Origin of the sequence: Paractinoplanes durhamensis (assembly GCF_016862175.1) — a bacterium.
Classification (GTDB): domain Bacteria; phylum Actinomycetota; class Actinomycetes; order Mycobacteriales; family Micromonosporaceae; genus Actinoplanes; species Actinoplanes durhamensis.
Window position 1 is genome coordinate 199,867 of record NZ_BOML01000043.1, and the last position, 24,846, is coordinate 224,712.

The window sequence follows — 24,846 nt, forward strand, 5'->3', positions numbered from 1 at the left end:
ACCGAGTGGATCGGCCGGTTCACCGATGGGTCAGCGCCGCGATGACCTCCGCCCGGTGCCCGGTCCACCAGCGCAGAGCCCGGCCCCGCCGGCCGAAGAGGTGGTCGCAGGTGGTGTCTCCGTCGCGGTAATGCCGGTCGAGCGGCCACGGGTCGGTGGCCAGCACCCACCACCTGCGGTGGGCAGCGTCCGCCAGCTCCGCGTCGGACACCTTGATGTGTACGCGGTAAGCAAGCGCGAACGCCGCCACCCGCGCAAGGTCGACCGCGCCCTGGTCACCGGTGCTGAAGGTGATCGTCGCGGTCCGCACCACTTCAAGGCCGTAGGTGCGCACCCCGAGCCGGTCCCAGTCGAGCACACCGGTGACCCGCCCGTTCTCGGCCAGCAGGTTGTAGGGCTGCAGGTCGCCGTGCGTCCACCCGGCCGGCCCGACCGGGCCGGGGGCGGGCCGCTGTTCGCCGAGCTCCGCGAGCAGGTCGAGCCGCCAGGCGATCTGTTCCCGGGCGAGCAGGTCGAACTCGTCGCCCGGCCCGAGCTCGGCGTACTCCCGGAGCTCGTCGCCGGCCGCCGGAACGTCCATGATCGTCGGTGGCGCCGGCGGGCACAGCCGGGCCAGCGCGAGATGCATCCGCCCGACCATGTCCCCGAAGGCCGCGCAGGCATCGAGGTCGAGGCCGCCCTCGCGGGGATGGGTGCCGGGGAGCCACGGGAAGACCGAGTACCAGTCGTCGCCCACCCGCAGCAGGGTGTCGCCGTCCGGGGCGGGCAACGGGAGCGGCACCCGGAAGTCCAGCTGCGCCAGCACCCCGTGCACGGCCCGGATCTGCTCCGGTGTCCCGTCCCGTTGCAGCTTCACGGCGTAGGTTCCGCGTTCGGTGACCAGCCGCCAGTTCAGGTTCATCACCCCGGCGGTGGCCCGCGTCCAGTCCAGCACCGGCCCGAGCCCGAACTCGCGCGCGACGATCTCGGCGACATCCATCCCGCCATCAAACACGCCCGGCCCCTACGCTGTGAGCGGGAGGCGACGATGGGTGACAGCGGCGGGTTCCGGTTCAACGTCATCGCGGGGATGGGCTTCTTCAGCCGCATCCGCCCGGATCACCGCCCTGCCCAACCCGAACGAGCTCTACCTGCGGGTGGTCGAGGAGATGTACGAGCCCCGCGCCGTGGAGGCCCGGCTCGGCGACGACCCGTTCAACCCCTACGACGAGGGCCCGCACTAGTTTCGGTTGAGGGCGATCAGCACCACGATCACGATGATCAGCAGGACCGCGGCGGTGATCGCGGCGGCGATCTTCGCGGCGCTGTACGGGCGTTCGCCGGCGACCTCGGCCGTACGTCCGTTGACCAGGATGTTGTAGGTCTTTCCGGCGTGCAGGTAGCAGGCGATCCAGACCGGCAGCAGCATCAGCTTGAAGGTGACGTCGGAGTACTGGGTCTCGACCGCCTCGACCCGCTGCTCGTCGCCGCCGATGTCGCTGCGGCAGTCACCCTCGATGATCGGCGCCATCCGGGATTTGGCCGTGCCCAGCCCGGTCTCCGGCTCGACGTCGTAGCGCAGCGTCTCGTGCCCGGCCAGGTATTCGGGCCGGTACACCTCGGCCTGCGGCAGCGGCCACGGCTCCAGCTTGTCGAGATGCTTGGGCGCGACCCGGCCGGTGCCGGCGATCAGCACGTCGTCGAAGTCGCGGGCCACCACCCCGCTCGCCGACCGCCACCGGGTCTTCTGCACCTGCCGGGTCCGGGTCTGGCCGTCCTCGGTGTAGGTCTCGGTGACCCAGTAGTGGTCGCCGCGCTGGCCGCGGTAGTGCGACACGGTGCGCGCGTCGTAGGTCCAGTGCGGCAGGTAGGTGCTGTGCGACGACTCGGCCTCGGTGACCTTCTTGAGCCCGTTCGGCGCGAACCACCGCGATGACGCCCACTGCCGCAGCGCCTCCCGCAGCGCCTTGCGGTCGATCGCGAACGGCAGCACGCCCTCCGGCATGACCTGGTCGCCGGACGAGACGTCGGCGACCAGGGGAGCACCGCAGAACTGGCAGCGGTCGGAGATCTTGTCGCTCTGGGTGACCGCGCCGCAGCCCTGGCAGGTGAAGGTGTGCGGGGCCAGGGTGGCGATCGGCTTGCGGGGCAGGCCGGCGAACTCGGCGTACGAGTGTTCCCGGATCTGCCGCCCGGCCACCGCTACGAGCGGGGTCTCGGCGCCGCAGTACGGGCATTTGAGCACCGTGGTGCCGGGGGCGAACTCGACGTTCGCCCCGCAGTTGGCACACGGGTACTGGCTCTGACTCACTGCGCTCCGGCTCACTGCGGCGGAAGGGGCGGCGGGACCGCGGCGAAGACGCTGCCCAGCTCGGGGACCTGCCCGGCGGCGAGCCAGCCGGCCATGCCGTTCTTCCACACCAGGGTGTCCCGGGTCAGCGACCCGCCGGACGCCTGAGTGCGCAGCGCACCCAGGTCATACGGACCCTGCTGCTGCCCGTCGACGCCGACGAACCATTCGGCGGTCGGCAACGGGGGCGGGCCGGAAGCCGCGGGAGCCGGGGCCGGCGTGTTCATCGCCTGAGTCGCCCGCTGGCCGGCGGCCATGCCGAGGCCGAACCCGAACGCCTCGCCGGCCCCGCCGGAGTTGTTGGCGGCGTCCTCCATCGCGTTCGCGGCCTGGAACTTGGTGTAGTTGTCCAGGTTGCCGACCACGCCGATCGAGGTGCGCTTGTCGAGGGCGGCCTCGACCTCGGGCGGCACCGAGATGTTCTCGATGATGAACTTCGGGATCGAGATGCCGCTCGGCGCGAGCTCGTCGGTGAGCACCGCGGCGAGGGTGCTGCCGATCGCCTGCTGCTTGGCGGCCAGGTCGAGCATCGGCACCCCGGCCGTGGCCAGAGCGCTGCCGAGGTGGCTGGCGACCAGCTGGCGAAGGTATTCCTGCACCTCCTCGGTGCGGAATTGCGGGTCGGTGCCGACCAGCTCGCGCAGCAGCAGGGACGGGTCGGTGACCCGCATGGCGAAGGCGCCGAACGCGCGCAGCCGGACCGCGCCGAACTCCGGGTCGCGGACGATGACCGGGTTCTGCGTGCCCCACTTCATGTCGGTGAACTGCCGGGTGTTGACGAAATACACCTCGGCCTTCCACGGCGACTCGAAGCCGTACTTCCAGCCCTTGATCGTCGAAAGGATCGGCATGTTCTGCGTGGTCAGGGTGTAGGTGCCGGGTGTGAAGACGTCGGCGATCTGACCCTCGTTGACGAAGACGGCCGTCTGCGACTCGCGCACGATGAGCTTGGCGCCCATCTTGATCTCGTTCTCGTAGCGGGGGAACCGCCAGACGATGGTGTCCCGGCTGTCGTCGAGCCACTCGATGATGTCGACCAGCTCACCCTTGAGCTTGTCCCAAAGACCCATGCCGACTCCTCGACCGATGTGCGGGCGCGGTGATCATCGCGCCGCGACGACGGTACCAATCCCCGGCCGGCGACTGCGCTCACCTGCCGGAAAGGCGACTCAGTCCCAGAAGCCGGCGTGCACCTCGGTGGCGCTCGGCAGGGGTGCCGGGCCGTCGACGACGATCTCCCGGCCGCCGTGGGCGAAGACCTCGCGGGTGGGCAGCCGCAGCGGCGGGATGCCCTCCTCTTCCTCGACCATCCCGGCCAGGTCGGCCTCGGAGAGGGCGAACACCACCCGGGCGATGCCGGACCAGTAGATGGCGCCCGAGCACATCGCGCAGGGCTCGGTGCTGGTGTAGAGCACGCTGCCGGCCAGGGTCGCCCGATCGAGGGACCCGGCCAGCCGGACGAGGTTGGTCTCCGCGTGCCCGGTCGGGTCCGACCCGGTGACCACGCTGTTGCGGGCTTCGAGGACCGTCCCGTCCGGGGTGAGCAGCAGCGCTCCGAACGGATGATCGCCGCGCTCCCGGGCCTCCCAGGCGAGCGCCACCGCCCGCTCCAGAAACTCCAGATCCGTGTCCGACATCGTCATGATCACGAGCCTACGGCCCTCTCGTCTCGAAATGCGGGAGAGCGGAAACGGGTTTACGTTCGGCTCGACCTCCGCGCGTCCTTTAGGAGGAACCATGAAACGCACCCTCCCGGCCGCCTTCCTCACCCTCACCCTCCTCGCTGCCGGCTGTGACGGCAGCGGCGGAGGCGACGCCACCAAGGCCAACGCCGCCGCCGGCCCGATCACCGTCTGGCTCTCCAACAACCAGGAGGAACTCGCCTGGGGCAAAGCCATGGTCGAGGCCTGGAACACCGCGCACGCCGACCAGAAGATCACCGCCCAGGAGATCCCGGCCGGTAAGAGCTCGGAAGAGGTCATCGGCGCGGCCATCACGGCCGGCAACGCGCCCTGCCTGATCTTCAACACGGCGCCGGCCGCGATCCCGCAGTTCCAGAAGCAGGGCGGCCTGGTCGCGCTGGACTCGTTCGACGGCGCCACGCAGTACATCGCCGACCGCACCGGCGGCACCGCCGAGCAGTACAAATCGCCGGACGGCAAGTTCTACCAGCTGCCGTGGAAGTCCAACCCGGTGATGATCTTCTACAACAAGGACATCTTTGCCAAGGCCGGCGCGAATCCGGCGATCAAGACGTATGACGACTTCCTCGCCGCCGCCCGCGCGATCAAGGCGAAGAACGCCGCCCCGTTCGCCATCTACCCCTCCCCGGCCGGCGAGTTCTTCCAGTCGTGGTTCGACTTCTACCCGCTGTTCGCCGCCGAGACCGACGGCAAGCAGCTCGTGCAGGACGGCAAGGCCCAGTTCAACTCGCCCGAGGGGCAGAAGGTCGCCGCCTTCTGGAAGACCCTCTACGACGAGGGCCTGGCCGCCAAGGAGCAGTACAACGGCGACTCGTTCGCCGACAAGAAGGCCGCCATGGCGATCGTCGGACCGTGGGCGATCGCGGTCTACGGCGACAAGGTCAAGTGGGGCGCGGTGCCGGTGCCGACCTCGACCGGCAAGCCCGCCGAGCAGATAAAGACGTTCAGCGACGCCAAGAACGTCGCCATGTACAGCGCCTGCCAGAACCGGGCCACCGCCTGGGAAGTGATGAAGTTCGCCACCAGCAAGGAGCAGGACGGCGAGCTGCTCGCCAAGACCGGTCAGATGCCTTTGCGTACGGACCTGGCCGCGGCCTATCCCGACTATTTCGCCAAGAATCCGGAGTACAAGCAGTTCGCCGACCAGGCCGCGCGCACCGTCGAGGTGCCGAATGTGCCCAACTCGGTGGCGATCTGGCAGGCCTTCCGGGACGCGTACTCCGCATCGGTGATCTTCGGCAAGAAGCCGGTGGCCGATTCCTTCGATGCCGCCGCACAGAAGGTCGATCAGCTCGCCAGCGGCTCATGATCGCCAAGGTCCTCGGCCGGCACCCGGTCGGGTTGATCCTGTCCGCGCCGTACGCCGTCTACCTCGCCGTGATCTTCGCCTACCCGCTCGGGTTCGCGGTGTGGATGAGCTTCCACGACTACTTCTTCGCCGCGCCCGGCGCGATCGTCGACCACCCGTTCATCGGGCTCGACAACTACCGCGCCGTGCTCGGCGACCCGGGCGTCCACCAGGCGTTCCGCAACATCGTGGTCTTCCTGGTCATCAACGTGCCGCTGACCACCGGTCTCGCGCTGCTGCTCGCGGTCACGCTGAACCGGGTGGTGCACGCGCGGACGTTCCTGCGGGTCGCGTTCTACGTCCCGTACGTCACCGCCAGCGTCGCCGTCGTCGGCGTGTGGATGTTCCTGTTCAACTCCGGTGGCCTGGTCAACTCGGCGCTCGGCCCGCTCGCGCCGGACCCGTCCTGGCTGATCAACGAGCATCTCGCGATGCCGGTCATCGCGGTCTTCGTGACCTGGAAACAGCTCGGCTTCTTCATCCTGCTCTACCTGGCCGCGCTGCAGAACGTGCCGACGGAGCTGTACGAGTCGGCGTCGGTCGACGGCGCGAACGCGTGGCACCGGTTCTGGTCGGTGACCGTGCCCGCGGTCCGGCCGGCCACCGCCCTCGTGGTGATCCTGGCCCTGATCACCGGCGCCAACCTGTTCACCGAGCCGTACCTGCTGACCGGGGGCGGCGGCCCGAACGGCGCGTCCGCCTCGCCGGTGCTGGTCATGTACCAGCGCGGGATCCAGCAGGGCGAACCGGACTTCGCGGCGGCGCTCGGCGTCCTTCTCGTCCTCGGGGTGCTGATCGTCGCGTACCTCAATCGCCGGCTCATCGAGAGGGACTGACATGAAGGTGCTGCGCTATGTCGTCCTGTTCGCCGGGGCGTTGCTCTTCCTGTTCCCCTTCTACTACATGCTGATCGGCTCGTTGCAGTCCGAACCGGACACCTCGGTGGCCGGCGCGTTCCCGACCGGCGGCCTGACCCTGCACAACTACGCCGACATCAACTCGCGGGTCGACCTGATCGGCTCGCTGATCAACTCCGGGATCTTCACCGGGGGAGTGCTGCTCGGCACGGTCGTCTTCGGCGTCCTCGCCGGCTACGCCCTGGCCCGGCTGCGCTTCCGCGGCCGCGGCACCTTGTTCATGCTGGTCCTGCTCGTGCAGGTGATCCCGTTCCAGCTGCTGCTGATCCCGCTCTACGTGCTGATCGTGCGCGGCTACGGGCTGGCCGACTCGTACCTCGGCATGATCCTGCCGTTCGCCATCAACACCACCGCGGTCTTCATCTTCCGGCAGTTCTTCCTGCAGCTGCCGGACGACCTGTTCGCGGCGGCCCGCCTCGACGGCGCCGGTGAGGTGCGGGTCCTCTGGTCGGTCGCGTTGCCGCTGGTGCGCCCGGCCCTGCTCACCGCGGTCCTGCTGACCTTCATCGGGCCGTGGAACGAGTTCCTCTGGCCGTTCCTGGTCACCAAGGAGGCCGGCATGCAGCCGCTCGCCGTCTCGCTGGCCAACTACATCAGCACCGTGTCGGCCCGGGCCGCCAACCCGTTCGGCGCGATCCTGGCCGGCGCCTGCGTGCTGGCCGCGCCGGCGGTCGGCCTGTTCATCGCGTTCCAGCGCCAGTTCGTCTCGACCGACCTCGGTTCCGGGGTCAAAGGATGATCCGGTACGCGATGACCAGGCTGGGCGTGCTGATGGCGCCGGACACCGGCGACCCGTTCGAGGCCGGCGGCGTGCTCAACCCGGCGAGCGGCCGCACCCCGGACGGGACACTGCACCTGCTGCCGCGGCTGGTGGCGGCCGGCAACGTGTCCCGGATCGGGCTGGCCGAGGTGGAGATCCGCGACGGCGTGCCGGTCGGGGTGCACCGCCGGGGCGTGGTGCTGGCGCCGGACGAGGGCTGGGAACGCGGCCGGGCCAGTGCCGGCGTCGAGGACCCGCGCACCACCTGGGTGCCGAGCCTCGGGCAGCACGTCATGACGTACGTCGCGTTCGGGCCGCTCGGCCCGCGCCTCGCGCTCGCCGTCTCCGCCGACCTGACCCACTGGCGGCGGCTGGGCCCGGTCCAGTTCGGCTACCAGCCCGGCCTGGACACCGACCTCAACCTGTTCCCCAACAAGGACGCCGTCTTCTTCCCCGAACCGGTGCCGGGCCCGGGCGGGGAGCCCTGCTACGCGATGCTGCACCGGCCGATGTGGGACCTCGGCTGGGTCCGGCCCGGCGAGGGCGTCCACCTGCCGGCCGGCATCACCGACGAGCGGCCCGGCATCTGGATCTCCTATCTCCCGGTCGCCGAGGTGGCGGCCGACATCACCGCGCTGGTCCGGCCGCGCGACCACCGCTGTGTGGCGACGCCGCGGTACCCGTACGAGAAAGTCAAGATCGGCGCCGGTCCGCCGCCGCTGCGGGTGCCCGAGGGCTGGCTGCTCCTGCACCACGGGGCGGTCGGCTACGTCCCGCCCGGCTGGGACCCCACCGGCCAGGACGTCACCTACGCCGCCGGGGCGATGATCCTCGACCCGGCCGACCCGGCCCGCGTCCTGTCCCGCACCGCCGAGCCCATCCTCGTCCCGGAGACCGCGGACGAGCGGTCGGGCACCGTGCCCAAGGTTGTCTTCCCCACCGCCATCGAGCAGGTCGACGGCGTCCACTACGTCTTCTACGGCATGGCGGACACGAAGATCGGCGTCGCCCGGCTGGACCGCATCACCGAAGGAGTGCGCGATGAAGCGCCGAACCGTCCTGCTGGGCAGCGGCCTCGCCCTGACAGCTCCGCTGCTGACGTCCACCGCGGCTGACGCAGCCGCTCCGCTGACCAACCTCGCCCACCTCGACTTCCTGCGCGACCAAGTCGCCCCGCCTGCGCAGACCGGGCACACGACGTTCGGGAGCGGCCCGATCGGGGTGCTGTGGACCTACGCCGAGCCCAACCCGGACGGCACCTACCGGCGGATCGGCGGCGGGCCCGGCCAGGGCGCGTTCAACTCCGACGACATCGCCCGCGCCGCCGTGGTCTACCTGCGGCACTGGCGGCAGACCGGCTCCACGTCGAGCCGGGCCGCCTCCTACGAGTTGCTCCGCGGCCTGGCCTACTTCCAGTCGCCGAACGGCAACGTGGTCCTCTGGATGCGGGCCGACGGCACGCTCAACCCGAGCGCTTCACCGGCTGAGCTGCCCGACCCGTCCGACAGCGGCCCGTCCTACTGGCTGGCCCGCGCAGTGTGGGCGCTCGGCGAGGGTTACGCCGCCTGGCGGACCGGCTCGCGGATCGGCGACCGCGAGTTCGCGGGCTTCCTCAAGCAGCGGCTCGACCGGGCGATCGGCGCCCTCGACCGTCAGGTGCTGACCCGCTACGGCACCTGGCAGACCGTCGACGGCCGGTGGGCGCCCGCCTGGCTGATCGTCGACGGCGCCGACGCCACCGCCGAGGCGGTGCTGGGCCTGGCCGCCTACGGCCAGGCGCCGCGACAACTGCGCCAACTCGCCGAGGGCATCGCCGCACTGTCCGGCGGCGGCCCGCGCACCTGGCCGTTCGGTGCGGTGCTGCCCTGGGCGCTGTCCCGCTCCGACTGGCACGCGTGGGCGTCGCAGATGCCGGCCGCGCTGGCCCGGGCCGGACTGCTGCGCCCGGCCGTCGCCGACGCGGCCGTCTTCACGCCGTGGCTGCTCACCTCGGGCGGCCCCGACAACGGCCGGCTGCCGGCCCGGATCGACCGCACCCAGATCGCGTACGGCGTGGACTCGCGCCTCCAGTCGCTGCTCGCGGTGGCCGGCGCGACCGGCCGCACCGGTTTCCGCCGGCTCGCCGGCATCCTGGCCGCCTGGTACTTCGGGGCCAACGCGGCCGGGGCGCCCGCCTACGACCCGGCGACCGGCCGGACGGTCGACGGCATCGCCGGCGACGGCACGGTCAACCACAACGCCGGCGCCGAATCCACCATCCACGGCCTGCTGAGCATGCTGGCCCTGGACGCCCACCCGGACGTGGCCGCGCTGGCCCGGCAGGGCCACATCCTGGAGCGGGCCGGGGCGATCACGGTCGAGGCCGAACAGGGCAGCGGCGGCACCGTGGTCACGCCGCCGTCGGCGTGGACCGGCGAATCGCAGTTCAGCAACGGCAGCTACGTCGAGCTCCCGGCGGGCGCCTCGATCCGCTGGCAACTCCCGGCCGCGGACCGGCCGCACCTGGTGCTGCCGGTCGTCGACCTGCGGCCCGGCAGCGCCGCGGTGACCGCCTGGGCATCCGGCCGGCACCAGCTGGGCACGGTGCGGCATCGGGTCGGCGCGCAGGGTGCCTCCCCGGCGCCGGGGGCGCTGCTGCCGGTGACGCTCGGCGGCGAGCTGCCGGCCGGGCACACCGAGCTGGTCGCCACCGCGACCGGCGGGGGAGCGGTGCTGGATGCGATCATGCTCGAACCGCTGGTGTCCCGCTACGTCATCGGCGGCGGCGGGCGCACGACCGCGTTGCTGCGCAGCGCGGCCCGCACGACGCAGTCGGTGAACCTGACCGGCCCGGCGGTGGTCGAGGTCTACGACGGCGAGGGCATCCAGCGGGCCCGGGACGCCGGGACCGTGCGAGCGAGAGTGCTACCCGGCGGATTTACCGTCATACGACGATAAACCCGCGTTACCGTACCTTATGCCCACAAAACGGATAAAACACCTCACTGCGGTCGTCGTCGGAATGACCGCCGCGGCATTGCTGGCGGGCCCGGCGCGGGCGGCGCCGCCGCCCGCTCTGCTCACCGCCGCCGACCTGCCCGGCTACGAAAACGCCGAGGACTGGAACGACATCGTCCGGCCCGGCGATCCCGATCCGGCCATCTGCACCGACCCGGTCGCGGTCGGCAGCGTGGTCAACCGCCCGGCGATCACCACCCACACCTCGTTCATCCGGCGGGCCGGCGGCCCACTGCTCTACGAGATCCTCATCGCCGCCGGTCCGGCCAGGGCGAACGCCCTCGTCGCCGAGATCGCCGCCGCACCCCGCCGCTGCCCGCAGGTCAGGCTCGGCGACGACCACACCCTCACGATCACCAAGATGCGCGTCCCCGAGCTCGGCGCGCGGGCTTCCGGCGTACTCATCAGAACCGCAACTCCGTCGCCCACCGTGACCAGGCTGATCGTCTTCGCCGAAGGCGGCCGCACCGCGATCCTGATGATGGTCGGCGGCACCGACATCGGAGTCCTCGGCATGCACAAGATCGCCCTGACGGCCGCCGCGAAACTGGCGCCCGGAAATTAACCTGTCACGATGAGCAGCCTGCCGGACATGGACGGGACGTGACCTTCGCGACCGCGGACGAGGACAGGTTCCGGCACATCTATGCCGGCAACTTCGAGCACCTGCTTGCCTACGCGACACGGCGGGTCGACCAGCCGGCGGATGCGGCCGATGTGGTGGCCGAGACCTTCCTCGTCGCCTGGCGGCGACATCGTGACATTCCGGACGGCGCCGAGGCGCGCCTCTGGCTCTACGGGGTGGCCCGGCGGGTGCTTTCCAACCATCTGCGTGGTGGGGTGCGCCGAGATCGATTAGGGGTACGCCTCCGGCAGCGCCTCACCGCAGCCGATGCCCCGGATCCGGGCACTGAGGTGTCCGACCGGCTGACCGTGCGCGCCGCCCTGGCCCGTCTCGGCGACCTCGACCGCGAGGTGCTGATGCTCACCGTCTGGGAGGATCTCGAACCGCGCGAGGCGGCCGTGGTGCTCGACGTCAGCCCGGCGGTGGTGCGGACCCGCCTCACCCGGGCGCGGGCCCGGCTCCGCGAAATCATCGGTCACGATCCGGGACCGCCCGGACATGTACTCGACGTCCTGGCAGCACCCGTCCCGGAGGAGGGCAGATGACCGACGAGCAGCTGGACCGGAGGGTCCGCGACGCCGACCCGTACCGTCGGATCGCGCACCTCGACGAGGCCGGGCAGACCCTACTCGAGGAGATCATGTCCCAGCCCACCGCACGCCGCACCCTGAGCCGCCGGCTCGGCGCCGCCGTGGCCGCCGCCGCGGTCCTCATCACCATCCTCGGTGTCGCCGCCGTCCTGCGTAACCAGTCGCCCACGGGCGACCGGCAGCAGGCCGCACCGGCGGTGACCACCTACGACGCTGCCGCGTGGTCGCAGCTCGTGCTGAAGGCGGCGCAGGACAACCCGCGCCTGCTCATCGACGAGCCCGGCTGGAAGGCGACCACCGTCTACGGCTTCACCGAGGAGTCGGGCACCATCGGCTTCACCAACGGTGACCGCAGCCTGGAGATGAACTGGTACCCGACCAGCGACTACGACAGCCGCTACAAGGACCGGCTGGACGTCAGCGCACCGCAGCCGGCCAAGGTCGCCGGGCAGGACGGCAGCCTGTTCACCTACAGCGCCAACGACTTCGCGATCATCGTGAAGCCGAAGAACGGTTCGTACGTCGAGTTGCGCACGGGGGGCAATTGGACGCGCGCCACGTTCGACGCGGTCGTCGCCAAGATCATCCAGGCGGACGTGCCGACCTGGCTGGCCGCGCTCCCGCCGGAGATCGTCACCCCCGACCGCGCCGCCGCAGCCGCCGACAAGATCCTCGCCGGCATCCCGCTGCCGCCCGGCTTCGACCGGTCCCGCCTGGCCGCGATGGGCACCAACGACCCGTACCAGTTCGGCGCCGGGGTGACCGGCCTGGTCGGCTGCGGCTGGATCAGCGAGTGGCTGCGCGCGCAGAAGGCCGGCGACAAGGCCGCCCAGCAGAAGGCGGCCGACGCGATGTCGAGCAGCCACAAGTGGAAGGTCCTCAACGACATGAACGCCGAGGGCGACTGGCCCGAGGTCTTCTGGGAGATCGCCGACAGGATGGCCGCCGGCAAGTCCCCGGCCGGCTACGAGTCGGGCATCGGCTGTAGCTGACGCGTTGCGGAGTGGCCCGGCCGTTTCTTTCCGGCCGGGCCATTTCCCTATCCGCCGATCGGCAACCAGGCGTTGTGGTCGGTGAAGTCCACCGGCTTCAGCCCGTCGACGATCTGCCGGACGGTGGCCGCCGACAGCCCGCTGGCCCGGCCGTCCACGTCGATGAAGTAGTCACCCATCACCCGCGTGCAGGCCGGCACGGTGTAGCAGTGCACGCCGTCCTTGCCGCGGATGTCGCCGTCCTTGGGCTGGCCCCGCATGACCAGGATGTTGACGCCGTCCAGCCGGATGTCGACCGGGTCGGCGGCCGGCAGCGTGCCGTTGAAGAGGTACAGCTCGGAGACGATGTTGCTGTAGGCCGTGGTGTTCTCCTCGGCCGACACGGTCCGCCATCCGGCCGGCACGAACGTCATCCGGAAGGGCGCCCGCACCTCGTGGCTCGCCCCCGGCACGACCGCCTCGGCGATCCGGATCGCGTCCGCGGTGGAGCTCGACCGGTCGGTCGCCCGCGGCACGTAGGCGGCCCAGGCGTCATCCGCGTACTGCCAGGCCAGCGCCGTCCGCACGGATTGATCCGGCGGCGCGCTCTGGAGCCCGGTCGCCGCCGGCGTCATCTTCCGCCCGATCCCTTCCTTGCCGCCGACCGTGACCGGGAAGGCGGCCCCGAACGTCACGCCCGACTCCTGCGACCCGAGCGTCGCCGGATCGAAGACCCCGGCCGCGTAGAACGTGATCGCCCCGTCGGTCAGCGGATACTTGCGGCCCTGGTCGTCGTCCCAGGTGTCGCCGTCGCGATAGACCGGCAGCTCCTGGAACCCGGCGGTGACCTGGGTGACCGGCCCGATCCGCTCCGGTCCGGTGCGGTACTCCCCGAACACGGTACTGAAGCCTTCGCCGATCGCCTCGCCGGTCGGCATGCTGTTGCCGCCGGACGGCTTCACGAGAACTCCGGCCCCGATCGCGGCGACCGCCAGCACGGCGGCCGCGCTGCCCGCCACCGCCCGCCGCCGCCCCCGAATCCGGTGAGCCCGGGCGATGATGTCATCGGTGCTGGTGTGCGCCGGCGGTGGTACCGGCCGAGCCGAATCCAGCACGTCGCGGACGTGATAGACCATGGTCGTTCCCTTCGGTATGGATGAGGATGTCTTCGGCCGCCAGCACCGTGCGCAGCGTGTCCAGCCCGCGCGAGCACTGACTCTTGACGGTGCCGGAGCGGCAGCCCAGGACCTCGGCCGTCTCGTCGACGCTGAGGCCCTCGAGGAACCTCAGCACCAGAACGGCACGTTGCCGGGGCGGCACTTTCTGCAGCGCGGCCCGAAGCCGAAGCCGCTCATCAACGTCACCGGAGAGATCCGGCCCGGCAACGTCGGGCAACAGGTCGCCGGCCGACCGTTCCCGCCGCCAGGGCCGCCGCTTCTCCCGAACGGCAGCCCGAACAACCATGGTCCGGACATAGGCATCAGGCGAGGCAACCCGTTCCCACCGCAGATAGAGCCGAGCCATGGCGCCGGCCACAGCGTCTTCGGCAATCTGCCAGTCCCCACAGGTCAGATAGGCAAGAGTCCGCAACGAATCAAACCGAACCCGAACAAACTCCCGAAACCCGTCTTCGTCGTCGCCATCCACTAGGCAGTGCCCCCTTCGTCGAGAGTGAGAGGCACGCGGCCCATCCGGAGGTTGCATCGAGCGAGATGTCCCACCGAGCCGGCCAACGGGTGTGGCCGGCTGCCAGACGCCGGGTCGGGGGCCAGGGCCACCGACTTCGCGGAAGTTGGGGCCTAGCCCGCTTGCCAGAGGCCGAGAGCCAGGAAATCGGGGTCTGGCTGCGGGTCCGAGGCCCCGACATCAAGGAAATCGAAGTCCCGACCCGCGCTGAGCGGACGATTTGCAGGACCGGTAGCCGAGATGACGGCCGCCGGCAACGGGTACACGCCGACAGCCCGCTATATCGCCGGACGAGATCCCGCGATCAACCGAGCGTTCGAGAAGCATGTAGGGCGTCCGCCGCAGTCGATCAGAACTGACTTGGTCGTGATCGTCACACCATCGCTGAATCATGATCCGCTGCTGCGCCATCGAGGGCATCATCGCAGCAGCTCGCGGATGCGGTCCACGGCCTTGCCGAAGTAGCGGTGGTCGGGTGGGCGGGTCAGGAAGTCGGCCAGGGAATACAGGTCCAGGGCCCGGCTCAGCTGTTGCCAGTTGTCGGGGAGGGTGCCGCCGGCGTCCTGGTAGCCGCGCAGGAAAGCGTCGGTGAAGCCTGGTGGGCGTGGGTCTCGGAGCATGTTGCCGATGTCGAACAGCGGGGAGCTGCTGAAGGCGAACTCCCAGTCCAGTACGGCGGTCACCTCCGTCGTGGCGAGCAGGTTCTTCGGGTTGTAGTCGCCGTGTACCAGCTGGTGGCTGCCCTGCAGGACGTCCAGCTCGGGGGACAGTGCCGCGGCGTACCTCAGCAAGGATTTTTGGTCTAAAGGGGTCAGGTGGCCTGCTGCGTTTCCCTCGCGCAGGCATCTGTCGACGAAAGCGTCCAGCCAGCCGATCGGCTCGGTCCCGTCCGGGGTAAGGGTCTCGTCGCTGAAGAAGCCGGGCGCCTCGAACGTCACCGCACCCAGCCTGGCCAGTGTCTCGCCGGCCGAGTAGCCGGGGATCTCGGGGGTCCCGGGCACGAACTCGGACAGCAGCAGGCCGGCCGGCTCGTCGGTGGCGACGACTGCGGGGACCGGCACCACGCCCTGCAGGCGGCGGGACAGGGCCGCCTCCACCGCGCAGCGGTTCTTGCCCAGGTAGCGCCGCAGGACGAAACGGGTGCCGTCGTTCATCTCCAGCAGCACGTTGTGGTTGCTGTAGCCGCCGGTCAGTACCCGCGACGACACCACGTGGCGGCCGGGCAGGGCGGTCTCCACCCACTCCATCATGCTTTTCAACCCGCCTTGCTCTGTACGTCGTGGGCGGTCAGCTTGGCGCGCACCTCGTCGGCGTCCGGGTGGTCGAGCTCGGTGAGGATGGCCAGGGAGTTGCGCCAGGCGTCCCGGGCCGCTCGTGGGCGGCCGGCCGCCTCCTCGGCGTCGCCCAGGTGGGACAGGACGATCGCCTGGTACTGCTGGTCGCGCTCGTCGCGGAACAGCGCCGCCGCCCGCCGGTAGCAGCTCGCCGCCTCGGTCATCTCGCCCAGCCGGAAGTGGGCCATGCCGACGCTGTCCCACGAGTGGGCGGCGCCCATCCGGTTGCCGGCCGCCTCGTGCACGGTGACCGCCCGCCGGCAGTGGTCGAGGGCCTGCCGGAAGTCACCCATCGTGAGGTAGCACCAGCCGATGTTGTTCATCGCCCGGGCCTCGGCGATCCGGTCGCCGTCCTGCCGGGACAGCTCCAGGGCCCGCTCGCCCTCCTCGAGCGCCTCCGCGTAGCGGCCCTCGCGGCGCGCGACGATCCCCAGGTTGAGGTGTACGTCGGCCATGCCGCGCACGTCGCCGAGCTTGCGGTAGAGGGCGAGCGCGGTGGTCAGGTGCGAGCGGGCCTGCACGAGGTCGCCGAGCTCGGCGTGCGCGTAGCCGACGTTGTAGTGGCTGACCGCCTGCAGCAGCACGTCCCCGGCCCGGCCGGCGGCCTGGACGGCGAGCATCTGCCAGGTCACCCAGTTGCGCTTGTCCCACCGCCGTTCCAGGTAGGTGAGCACCGCCCAGGCCATCCACCAGGCCTTCGTGTCGAGGCCGGCGGCCACCGCCAGACCGGCGCAGGCGCGCAGGGCCGGCTGCTCGGCGGCGAACCAGGCCATCGACGCGGCGCCGTCGCCGAACGACTCGGGGGCGGCGCCGGCGGTGACCTCGGTGGGGCGCCGGCCGCTGAGGTTGCGGGCCCGCTTGAGGCACTGGTCGGCGTTGAGCGCGGTGTGCAGGTAGTGGTCGATCACCCGCAGCGTGGCCGCGTCCCGCTCGTCGGCCGAGTCGAACTCCTCGGCCAGGTCGCGGGCGTAGTCGCGGAGCAGGTCGTGGCAGCCGTAGCGGCCGGGCAGCTGCTCGGCGACCAGGTTCGCGGCGACCAGCTCCTGCAGCGCCGACCGGACCCGGCGGTCGGGCAGCCCGGCCAGGCCGGCCATCGCGGGGGCGCCGGCCACCGGGGTCGGGTGCTGGGCGAACAGCCGGAACAGCCGGGCGGCGTCGGCGCCGAGCTTGCGGTACGACCAGGAGAACACCCCGCGCACGTCGGTGGCCGGGTCGGGGCCGGCCAGCACGTCGAGGCGGGACCGGGCCTGGCGCAGCTCGGCGGCGATCGCGGTCAGCGGGAACCCGGGGTTGGCGGCGGCCCGGGCGGCCACGATGGCCAGCGCCAGGGGCAGCCGGGCGCAGGAGCGGGCCAGGTCGTCGACGGCCTGCGGTTCGGCCCGGACCCGGTCGGCGCCGATCCGCCGGGCCAGCAGGTCGCGGGCGGCCGGAGCGTCGAGCACGTCGAGCAGCAGCAGCTGGGCGCCGTCGGCGACGGCCAGGCCGGCGAGGCGGTCGCGGCTGGTGACGACCACGACGCAGCCGGGGACGCCGGGCAGCAGCGGCCGGACCTGTTCGGCGTCGCCGGCGTTGTCGAGCAGGATCAGCATCCGCTGGCCGGCCAGGACACTGCGGTAGAGGGCGGCCCGGGACTCCAGGTCGGCCGGAATGCGCTGCGGGGTGACGCCGAGCCCGTCGAGCAGCCCGCGCAGCGCCTCGGTGGCCGGCACCGGCGGGCCGACCGGGCCGAAGCCGCGCAGGTTGACGTAGAGCTGGCCGTCGGGGAAGCGGTCGCGGACCCGGTGCGCCCAGCGGATGGCCAGGGTGGTCTTGCCGACCCCGGCGGTGCCGGACACCGCCGAGATGATCACGCCGCGGGCCGACTCCTCGGGCGGGCCGGCCAGCAGGTCGTCGAGCCGGACCAGCTCGCGGTCGCGGCCGGTGAAGCCGGACGGGTCGCTCGGCAGCTGGGCGGGGGTGATCTCGGATCGGGTGACGGCCGGTTCGGTCGCCGAGCGCAGGAAACGCTCCCGGTCGGCGCCCTCGAGCCGGAACGCGTCGGCGAGCAGCCGCATCGTCCACATCCGCGGCGCCGCGATCTTCCCGGCCTCCCACTTGCCGACGCTGCGCACGCTGACGCCGGCTCGCTCGGCGAGTTCCTCCTGGGTCATACCGAGCCGCCGGCGGTGAGCGCGCACCAGGTCAGCGAACACCTAACTCCCCACGAAAACCGCCATAGATGTCCAGCAATCCTCTCAGGTGGAGTCACTTGCGGGATAGCAAGGCCTGCACCCCAAAGTTCCGGTCAAGTTCCGATGGACGTCCACTACCCTCGACCGGTGAGCGGAGTCGACGCGGCGGAGGCGCTGGCCCGGGCGGCCGGCCTGGGGCCCTATTTCGGCTGGGAGCCGGCCGGCGACCTCTCCGGTTGGCGCCCCTGGCCGGAGCTGGCGGACGGGACGGTCCTCGCCGAGCGGGTGGCGGCGGCCCGCACCGCGCTCGCGACCATGGGCGGGCTGCCCGAGGACGCGATTCCCGGGCGGGTGGTCGCGTCGGTCGCGTTCCTCGGCTATGCCGCCCGGGTGCTTTCCCCGCTGCTGGGTGCGGCCGCGCTCACCGGCACCGTTCCGGCGGCCACGAAAACCACGTTGTGGTGGCGGCCGGTGCCGGCCGGTCCACTGCCCATCGCGTACGCATCGATCAGCGGAACCCGGCCCGCCTCGCCGGAAGCCCTCCGGGAGGTCGCCGTCGAGGCGATCCTGGAGCCCGTGCTGCTCGCCTGCCGTGCCCGTTTCCGCCTTTCCCCGCAGGTGTTATGGGGAAATGTGACCTCGGCACTGGCCGGTGCGGCCACGATGATCACGACGGCCGACCCGGTGGCCGGTGAAAGGGCCGGTGCTCTGGTCGAGGGCCTGCTCGCGTTGCCGCCGCTGGCCGGCACCGGCACCCTGCGCCGTCCCTCGCCGACCGGCCCGCGCCGCGTCCTGACCAGGAACAACTGCTGCCTGTACTACCGCATCCCGGGCGGCGGCACCTGCGGCGACTGTGTGCTGCGGCGCAACCGCTGACCGCCAAAGTGCCGATGAAGTACCGGTTTCCGCCCTGGCTGGCACCCCTTACACCGAGGAACCTGAAGGGCAAGCCAGGGGCGGTGTCACGCTGAACCAGAGGGGGAGGCTCAGCGGAGGGGGGCACCGCCCCGCATGCTTTTCGCCGGGGGGTCGGCCGAAAAGCGGTACTTATTGATCTAGATATATTGTTACGCTCGGCGGCCATGAGAGCTGATTTGGGTAACGTCTCAACACGCCTGGTGGCGCTGGGATCGGCGACGATCCTGAGCGTGACCGGTGTCGTGGTGATCGCAGCCGGACCGGCGTCCGCCTCGGGTGGGCGCGCGACGCCGGGTGCCGCCGGGCTCGGCGACCGGTTGTACCCGCTGCTCGGCAACGGGGGCTACGACGTTCAGAATTACGACCTCAGCCTGACCTATCCGCAGAAGGATCCGGCGCAGCAGGTCTCCGGCGATGTGACGATCACTGCCGTCGCCACGCAAAATCTGTCCCGCTTCGACCTCGACTTCGGCGGCGACGCGGTCGGCGCGGTCACCGTGAACGGCAAGCCGGCCCGCTTCACCCGCTCCGGTGACGAGCTGATCATCACGCCGAAGAGGGCGTTGCCGTCGCATCGGAAGTTCACCGTCCGGGTCTCCGGCTTCAAGGCCACCCCGATCGAGGCCGACGCGGATTCGCCGGCCGGTTTCGTGCGCACCCCGGACGGCACCATCGTGGCCGGTCAGCCCGACGAGACGCACAATCTCTACCCGAGCAACGACCACCCGCGCGACAAGGCCACCTACACGATCCGGATCACCAACCCGGTCGGCTGGACCGGGACGGCCAACGGCGTGCAGGTCAGCAGCCGGGAAAAGAGCGGCCAGGTGGTCTCGGTCTACCGGGAGAACCACCCGATGGCCAGCGAGCTGATCCAGGTCGCGGTCGGCGACTTCATCACCTACGACCGCGGTAAGGCCGGCGGCGTGCCGGTCCGCGACGTGGTGCCGCGCCGTCTCGCCGGCGAGTTGCTGCCCAAGGCGGCCGACGAGATGAACGAGATCCCCTGGATGCAGGGCAAGGTCGGGAAGTACCCGTTCGAGAACTACGGCACCCTGGTCATCGACGCCGTGCTCGGCTTCGCGCTGGAGACCCAGACGCTGTCGCTGTTCGACACGTGGTGGTTCAGCTTGCCGTCCTACGTCCTCGACCCGGTGGCCGCGCACGAGCTGGCCCACCAGTGGTTCGGCGACAGCGTCGCGCCGTGGGAGTGGAGCGACGTCTGGCAGAACGAGGGCCACGCCACCTGGTACGAGTACGAGTACGCCCTCGAGACCGGCAACCTGGAGAACTACTCGGGGTATACGAACCTCACCGACCTCTACAAGAGCATCTACGCCCGCGGTGACCAGCTGCGCGCCAAGTACGGTCCGTCGGCGCAGCCGATCAAGGCCGACTCGATCTGGGACGTCTTCAACCCGAACGTCTACGACGGTGGCGCGATCGTGCTGTTCGCGCTCCAGCAGAAGGTCGGCGACGCGAAGTTCCGGCAGATCGAGCGGGCCTGGGTCAGTAAATACAAGGACAAGTCGGCCTCGACCGGCGACTTCATCCGGCTCGCCTCGACGGTGTCCGGCCAGAACCTGACGTCGTTCCTGACCGACTGGCTCTACAGCGCCAAGACCCCGCCGATGCCGGGCCACCCCGACTGGACCGTCACCCCGGTCACCGCCACCACGGCCTCGACCCTGGCCGCCCCGTCGGCCCGGGCGCACCGCTAACACCTCAGTTTCCGCGTTATGGCCGCTCCTCGGCCCGTAATGTCCGTTCTGGGATATTCCGGGTCGAGGAGGAGCTGTGGCTCATGCCAGCCCGCACGACACCGTGCGGCTCGCGGTCGTGGTCGGTGCGCTCGGCGTGGTCTTCGGTGACATCGGGACCAGCCCGATCTACGCCCTGCAGACCGTCTTCAGCCCCGACGACCCGCACCCGGTTCCGATCACCACGGCCAACGTGTTCGGCGTGGTCTCGCTGATCTTCTGGTCCGTCATGATCATCGTGACGGTCTCTTACGTCCTGCTCGCGATGCGCGCCGACAACGACGGCGAGGGCGGTGCGATGGCGCTGATCACGCTGATCCGGCAGTCCGGCCCGCGCTACGGCGGCAAACTGGCCGTCTTCCTGGCCGCGCTCGGCATCTTCGGCGCCGCCCTGTTCTTCGGCGACAGCATGATCACCCCGGCCATCTCGGTGCTCTCCGCCGTCGAGGGCCTCAAGATCGTTGAGCCGTCGCTCGGCGAGGCCGTCGTCCCGATCACCGCGGTGATCATCGTCGCGCTGTTCCTGGCCCAGCGGCGGGGTACCGCCGCGGTCGGCAAGGTCTTCGGCCCGGTGATGATCATCTGGTTCGGGACGATCGGCATGCTCGGCATCGGCGGCATCGCCCGGAATCCCGAAATTCTCAAAGCCCTTTCTCCGACGTACGCGGTGAGCTTCCTCGCCGGGCACTTCGGCATCGCCTTCTTCGCGCTGGCCGCCGTGGTGCTCTCGGTGACCGGCGCCGAGGCGCTCTACGCCGACATGGGCCACTTCGGCCGCCGGGCGATCAGCCGGGGTTGGCTGTTCCTGGTCTTCCCGGCCTGCGTGCTCAGCTACCTCGGCCAGGGCGCCCTGATCGTCGAGGATCCGGCCCACGCCAGTGGCCCGTTCTTCCTGCTCGCCCCGGAGTGGCTGCGGCTGCCGCTGGTGCTGCTGGCGGCAGCCGCCACCGTCATCGCGTCCCAGGCGGTGATCACCGGCGCCTACTCGGTGACGTCGCAGGCCGCCCAGCTCGGCTACCTGCCCCGGCTGCGGGTCACGCACACCAGCGAGTCCGAGATCGGGCAGATCTACGTGCCCTGGATCAACTGGCTGCTGCTGGTGTCGGTGCTGACCCTGGTCTTCGCCTTCCGCAGCTCGGCCGCTCTCGCCTACGCCTACGGCTTGGCGGTGACCGCCACGATCACCATCACCACGCTGCTGTTCTTCTACATCGCCCAATGGCGGTGGAAGGTCCCGCCATGGCTGCTCGCGGCCGGCGCCGGCATCCTGGTCACGATCGACCTGCTGTTCCTGGCGGCCAACCTGACCAAACTGCTGCACGGCGCCTGGCTGACCCTGCTGATCGGGCTCACCGCCTTCACCGTGATGACCACCTGGCAGCGCGGCCGGGAGGTGATCACGGCGGAGCGCAGGATGCGCGAGGGCTCGCTGCCCGGCTTCATCGAGCAGCTGCGCGAGTCCGGCGACAGGATCGCCAAGGTGGCCGGCACCGCGGTGTTCCTCAACCGGGGGATGGAGACCGCGCCGCTGGCGATGCGGGCCAACGTCGAGCACAACCATGTGCGGCACGAGCACGTCCTGATCATCTCGATCGAGACGATGGTGGTGCCGTGGGTGCCGGACGCCGAACGGGTGGTGCTGGACGACCTGGCCTACGCCGACGACGGCATCATCTTCGTGACGGTGCGCTTCGGCTACGCCGACACCCAGGACCTGCCGGCGGCGCTGCAGCTGCTCGACCCGGCCCGGACCGAGGGCCGGCTCGACCTGGAGAACGCCTCCTACTTCTTGTCCAAGATCACCCTGCGCCGCGGCGACGCGCCCACCATGGCCCCGTGGCGCAAGCGCCTGTTCATCGCCACCTCGTACATCACCGCCGACGCGGCCGAGCACTTCGCCCTGCCCCGCGACCACACCGTGATCATGGGCTCCCACATCGACCTGTGACGCCGCTTCACCACCCGCCGAACCGGCCGCCGCCTCTCCGGCAACGCCCCCGAGATCATGTTTTCCCTGGCCACCAATTCCGCCGTCCCCGGCGGCCTGCGATCCGGTGACCAGGAACGAAGCCAGGAATCCGTCCCGTACGTCCTGCCCGTTCCGGGCGACCGGGGACAGCGCTCAGCCGCGGGCCGAGAGGTGCAGGTGGTCCCGGACTCGGGTCAGGACCTCGAACTGGGCGGCGAGGTCCGGCCGCAGCGGGTGGAAGGCACCTTGCACCATCCGGTCGCGGCGCTGCGGATTCGGGTCCGGGCCGAGCTGGGCGTTGATCTCGCCGATCGCATACATGGTCCAGAGCGCCGCCCCGCGCCGCTCGCCGGCGGAGTAGTCCTCCGCCACGGCGGCCAGGCCGAGATAGCGGGCCAGCAGCCGTTCGCGCACCGCTTCCACCGGCGGCCCCGATCCGGCCAGCACCTCCTGGACCTCCGGGTAGTCGCCGATGCCGGCATCCTCGGCGACGATCGCCGCCATCCGATGGCCGATCGCGGGGAGGGCCGCCCGGGTGGGTTCGGCGAGCAGGTCCTGCAGGAACGGATCGGCGAGCGCCGGGTGGTCGATCAGATCCTCCGGCACGAGATCCTGCGGCACCGGGGTGAAGACGGCGCTCGGGAGCGTGGCCGCCAGCAGATCGAGCGTCAGGCGGCATCCGGTGATCCGTTCCGCGAGAGCCAGGCCGGCCGCCTGATGATCGCCCTCGCGGTGGAAGGGGAGCCCGGTCATCAGGTTGTCGAGGGCGGCCGGGTCGGTGCCGTACCGATCGCCGGCGCCGGACATGTCGAAGACCGTGACGGTGCGGCCGTCCTGCGCGTAACTGAAGTGGTTGTAGGCGTTGATGTTCCAGTAGACGTTGACGGCCTGCCCGCGCCGCGACAGCGATCGCAGCACCTCGCGCCGCGACCCCTGAAACCCGTAGCCCTCCATTGCCAGCAGCCACTCGCCGCCCGCCGGCCCGACCTTGACCACATCGAGCCCTTCGCTGCGGGTCAACTGCTCGAACACCGCGATGGTCATCGGCTCCGCCGCCGCCGGATCGCCCCCGAAGCCGCGGATCAGATCGCCCTCACCGAGCCCGCACGCCCAGGTCAGGCACAACGCTTCGCGCATCCAGGGATGGGCGTCGAGCAGGGCCGTGTAGTACGGAACCGGGCTGTCGCTCATCACCTCACGCTAGGCCCCAATGCCGATTCATCGGGGCCGGTTAGCGCTTCCGGCCGCCGCCGCCGAGTCGGTGCGGGCGGCAGTGCGTCGGCCCGGTCGGCACCGGCCCCGGCTTGGTATTGCCGGCCTCAGCGCGCCACCCGCCGCCCCCGGAGGCCGCCTGCCACCCGCAGCTGTCCGTCGTCGTTGCCCCTTCGGGCTGCTCCGGGCTGCTCCGGGCTGTGTCTGGCGGTGGTCCGCCGGATTACCCGAGTGGGGCGGGCGCTGCCCGGCGGCGGGGCTGCAGGACGCCGGCCAGCAGGATCACCAGCACGCCGGCGAATGGGACGACCAACAGTCCGGCGCGCAGGCTGGTGGCGTCGGCGATCGCGCCGACCACCGGTGGGGAGAGCAGGAAGCCCAGGCGCATCAGCCAGGACACCACGGTCAGGCCGGTGCCGGGCTTCAGGCCCGGCAGCTCGTCGGCCTCGTGCATGGCCGCCGGGACCAGCGTTGCCACGCCGAAGCCGGCGGCGGCGAAACCGCAGATCGTTCCGGCCACGGTCGGGGCGGCCAGGGCCAGGCCCATGCCGGCCGCGACGATCAGGCCGCCGGCCCGGGCGACCGTGCGCTGGCCGAAGCGGTCGACCAGCCGGTCGCCGATCATCCGGCCGATGAACTGGGCGCCGACCAGGGCGATGTAGCCCCACGCGGCGACGGCGGCCGCGGCGTGCAGCGACCCGGACAGGTAGACGGCGGCCCACGAGTTGCCCGCGTCCTCGACGATCGTGCCGCCGATGGCGATCAGCACCAGCGCGCCGACGATCAGCCAGACCCGCCGGCCGGGGAGCCCGCGGCCGACGGCCGGCCCGGTGCGCCCGGCCGCCGACTCGCCGCCGGAGCCCGCCCCGCCCTCGGCCCGGAGGTCGCCTGCGGTGCGGAGGTCGGCGTCGCCTCTGGCGTCGAGGTCGGCGTGGGGCGTGGTGTCGGGAGTGGTCTCGGGTTCGGTTTCGCTGCCGGGCAGGCGGAAGCGCCATGCCACCAGGGCGACCACCGTCAGCACTGCCCCGGAGATGCCCAGGTGGACGCCGACCGGCAGGTCGAGGGCGATCGCGGCGGCGGCCGTCGCGCCGCCGGTCACCGCGCCGATCGACCAGATCGCGTGGAACGAGTTGATGATCGAGCGGCCGTAGCGGCGCTGCACCCGCAGGCCGTGGGCGTTCTGGGCGACATCCGTGATCGCGTCCATGGCGCCGGCCAGGAACAGCACCGCGGCGAACACCGCCACCGCGGGAGCCACGCCGGCCAGCAGGACGCCGGCCGCGGTCAGGAACGTGCCGGCGACGGCCACGCTCGCCGAGCCGAACCGGCGGACCAGCACCCCGGCTGCCAGGCCGGCGACGATCGCGCCGGTCGGGAACGCCGCCACCGACAGCCCGTAGGCCGCGTTGCTGAGCCCGAGATCGGCCTTGATCTGGGGATAACGCGGAATCAGGTTGGCGAGGAGCGCACCGTTGGTGAAGAACAGGGCGGCGACCGCCACCCGAGCGCGCCGTTCGACCAGACCCGGCGGGGCGGGGGCCACGAGTGTCATGCGT

22 protein-coding genes are annotated in these 24,846 nt (G+C 71.0%); 12 read left to right on the plus strand and 10 right to left on the minus strand.

Going from position 1 to position 24,846, the window contains the following annotated elements; translation table 11 throughout:
- Positions 1–19: 19 nt before the first annotated feature.
- Positions 20–979 carry a phosphotransferase gene (locus tag Adu01nite_RS27780; protein ID WP_203730828.1) on the minus strand — a complete coding sequence of 320 codons (960 nt, stop codon included), beginning with the start codon at positions 977–979 and terminating at the stop codon, positions 20–22.
- Positions 980–1,031: 52 nt separating this feature from the next.
- Here Adu01nite_RS27780 and Adu01nite_RS27785 point away from each other — a divergent pair, with 52 nt between their 5' ends.
- Positions 1,032–1,223 (plus strand): hypothetical protein, encoded by a 192-nt coding sequence (locus tag Adu01nite_RS27785; RefSeq protein WP_203731087.1) that lies wholly within the window; start codon positions 1,032–1,034, stop codon positions 1,221–1,223.
- On the opposite strand, the gene Adu01nite_RS27790 is transcribed toward Adu01nite_RS27785, so the two are convergent.
- The 3 genes from Adu01nite_RS27790 to Adu01nite_RS27800 form a co-directional block, all read right to left on the minus strand.
- Entirely contained in the window at positions 1,220–2,290 is a 1,071-nt protein-coding gene (locus Adu01nite_RS27790) for a TFIIB-type zinc ribbon-containing protein (RefSeq protein WP_203730830.1), read from the minus strand. The two genes, Adu01nite_RS27785 and Adu01nite_RS27790, sit on opposite strands and share 4 nt — an antisense overlap.
- An 11-nt stretch (positions 2,291–2,301) precedes the next feature.
- On the minus strand, positions 2,302–3,399 hold the full coding sequence (locus Adu01nite_RS27795; RefSeq protein WP_203730832.1) for an SPFH domain-containing protein: 1,098 nt from the start codon (positions 3,397–3,399) through the stop codon (positions 2,302–2,304).
- 99 nt (positions 3,400–3,498) lie between these two features.
- Positions 3,499–3,972, minus strand: coding sequence for a nucleoside deaminase (locus Adu01nite_RS27800; protein ID WP_203730833.1), 474 nt, complete (start codon positions 3,970–3,972; stop codon positions 3,499–3,501).
- 94 nt (positions 3,973–4,066) lie between these two features.
- Between Adu01nite_RS27800 and Adu01nite_RS27805 the strand changes: the two genes are divergently transcribed.
- The 8 genes from Adu01nite_RS27805 (at position 4,067) to Adu01nite_RS27840 (ending at position 12,261) form a co-directional block, all read left to right on the plus strand.
- The gene (locus Adu01nite_RS27805) at positions 4,067–5,341 is read left to right on the plus strand and encodes an extracellular solute-binding protein (protein ID WP_203730835.1); all 1,275 of its coding nucleotides are present in this window, start codon (positions 4,067–4,069) and stop codon (positions 5,339–5,341) included.
- Positions 5,338–6,216 carry a carbohydrate ABC transporter permease gene (locus Adu01nite_RS27810; RefSeq protein ID WP_203730837.1) on the plus strand — a complete coding sequence of 293 codons (879 nt, stop codon included), beginning with the start codon at positions 5,338–5,340 and terminating at the stop codon, positions 6,214–6,216. Before Adu01nite_RS27805 ends, Adu01nite_RS27810 begins: the two co-directional genes overlap by 4 nt.
- A gap of 1 nt (position 6,217) precedes the next feature.
- Positions 6,218–7,036, plus strand: coding sequence for a carbohydrate ABC transporter permease (locus Adu01nite_RS27815; protein WP_203730839.1), 819 nt, complete (start codon positions 6,218–6,220; stop codon positions 7,034–7,036).
- A complete protein-coding gene (locus Adu01nite_RS27820; protein ID WP_203730841.1) occupies positions 7,033–8,172 on the plus strand; it encodes a glycoside hydrolase family 130 protein in 1,140 nt (379 codons plus the stop codon). The genes Adu01nite_RS27815 and Adu01nite_RS27820 overlap by 4 nt, the downstream gene beginning before the upstream one ends.
- Entirely contained in the window at positions 8,099–9,994 is a 1,896-nt protein-coding gene (locus Adu01nite_RS27825; protein WP_203730843.1) for a hypothetical protein, read from the plus strand. The genes Adu01nite_RS27820 and Adu01nite_RS27825 overlap by 74 nt, the downstream gene beginning before the upstream one ends.
- A 64-nt stretch (positions 9,995–10,058) precedes the next feature.
- Positions 10,059–10,619, plus strand: a complete 561-nt coding sequence (locus Adu01nite_RS27830) for a hypothetical protein (RefSeq protein ID WP_203730844.1) — start codon at positions 10,059–10,061, stop codon at positions 10,617–10,619.
- Positions 10,620–10,657: 38 nt separating this feature from the next.
- A complete protein-coding gene (locus tag Adu01nite_RS27835; protein WP_203730846.1) occupies positions 10,658–11,224 on the plus strand; it encodes an RNA polymerase sigma factor in 567 nt (188 codons plus the stop codon).
- A complete protein-coding gene (locus tag Adu01nite_RS27840; protein WP_203730848.1) occupies positions 11,221–12,261 on the plus strand; it encodes a hypothetical protein in 1,041 nt (346 codons plus the stop codon). Before Adu01nite_RS27835 ends, Adu01nite_RS27840 begins: the two co-directional genes overlap by 4 nt.
- Before the next feature lie 47 nt (positions 12,262–12,308).
- Here the strand turns inward: Adu01nite_RS27840 and Adu01nite_RS27845 are convergent, their stop codons facing one another.
- The 4 genes from Adu01nite_RS27845 to Adu01nite_RS27860 all read right to left on the minus strand — a co-directional run bounded on the left by Adu01nite_RS27845 (position 12,309) and on the right by Adu01nite_RS27860 (position 17,452).
- Positions 12,309–13,376 (minus strand): hypothetical protein, encoded by a 1,068-nt coding sequence (locus Adu01nite_RS27845; protein WP_203730850.1) that lies wholly within the window; start codon positions 13,374–13,376, stop codon positions 12,309–12,311.
- A complete protein-coding gene (locus Adu01nite_RS27850) occupies positions 13,303–13,887 on the minus strand; it encodes a SigE family RNA polymerase sigma factor (RefSeq protein ID WP_203730852.1) in 585 nt (194 codons plus the stop codon). Before Adu01nite_RS27850 ends, Adu01nite_RS27845 begins: the two co-directional genes overlap by 74 nt.
- A gap of 458 nt (positions 13,888–14,345) precedes the next feature.
- On the minus strand, positions 14,346–15,176 hold the full coding sequence (locus Adu01nite_RS27855) for a phosphotransferase family protein (protein ID WP_203730854.1): 831 nt from the start codon (positions 15,174–15,176) through the stop codon (positions 14,346–14,348).
- 5 nt (positions 15,177–15,181) lie between these two features.
- Positions 15,182–17,452 (minus strand): ATP-binding protein, encoded by a 2,271-nt coding sequence (locus Adu01nite_RS27860; RefSeq protein WP_203730856.1) that lies wholly within the window; start codon positions 17,450–17,452, stop codon positions 15,182–15,184.
- Between the two features lie 126 nt (positions 17,453–17,578).
- Here Adu01nite_RS27860 and Adu01nite_RS27865 point away from each other — a divergent pair, with 126 nt between their 5' ends.
- From Adu01nite_RS27865 to Adu01nite_RS27875, 3 genes are all read left to right on the plus strand, one after another.
- Positions 17,579–18,307 (plus strand): (2Fe-2S)-binding protein, encoded by a 729-nt coding sequence (locus Adu01nite_RS27865; RefSeq protein WP_239132744.1) that lies wholly within the window; start codon positions 17,579–17,581, stop codon positions 18,305–18,307.
- Positions 18,308–18,513: 206 nt separating this feature from the next.
- Positions 18,514–20,070 carry a M1 family metallopeptidase gene (locus tag Adu01nite_RS27870; RefSeq protein ID WP_239132745.1) on the plus strand — a complete coding sequence of 519 codons (1,557 nt, stop codon included), beginning with the start codon at positions 18,514–18,516 and terminating at the stop codon, positions 20,068–20,070.
- A 76-nt stretch (positions 20,071–20,146) separates the two neighbouring features.
- The gene (locus tag Adu01nite_RS27875; RefSeq protein ID WP_203730859.1) at positions 20,147–22,057 is read left to right on the plus strand and encodes a potassium transporter Kup; all 1,911 of its coding nucleotides are present in this window, start codon (positions 20,147–20,149) and stop codon (positions 22,055–22,057) included.
- 174 nt (positions 22,058–22,231) lie between these two features.
- Here Adu01nite_RS27875 and Adu01nite_RS27880 read toward each other — a convergent pair whose 3' ends face one another.
- Both Adu01nite_RS27880 and Adu01nite_RS48555 read right to left on the minus strand, forming a co-directional pair.
- A complete protein-coding gene (locus Adu01nite_RS27880; RefSeq protein ID WP_203730861.1) occupies positions 22,232–23,269 on the minus strand; it encodes a DUF6461 domain-containing protein in 1,038 nt (345 codons plus the stop codon).
- Between the two features lie 244 nt (positions 23,270–23,513).
- The gene (locus Adu01nite_RS48555; protein WP_203730863.1) at positions 23,514–24,842 is read right to left on the minus strand and encodes an MFS transporter; all 1,329 of its coding nucleotides are present in this window, start codon (positions 24,840–24,842) and stop codon (positions 23,514–23,516) included.
- Positions 24,843–24,846 lie beyond the last annotated feature (4 nt).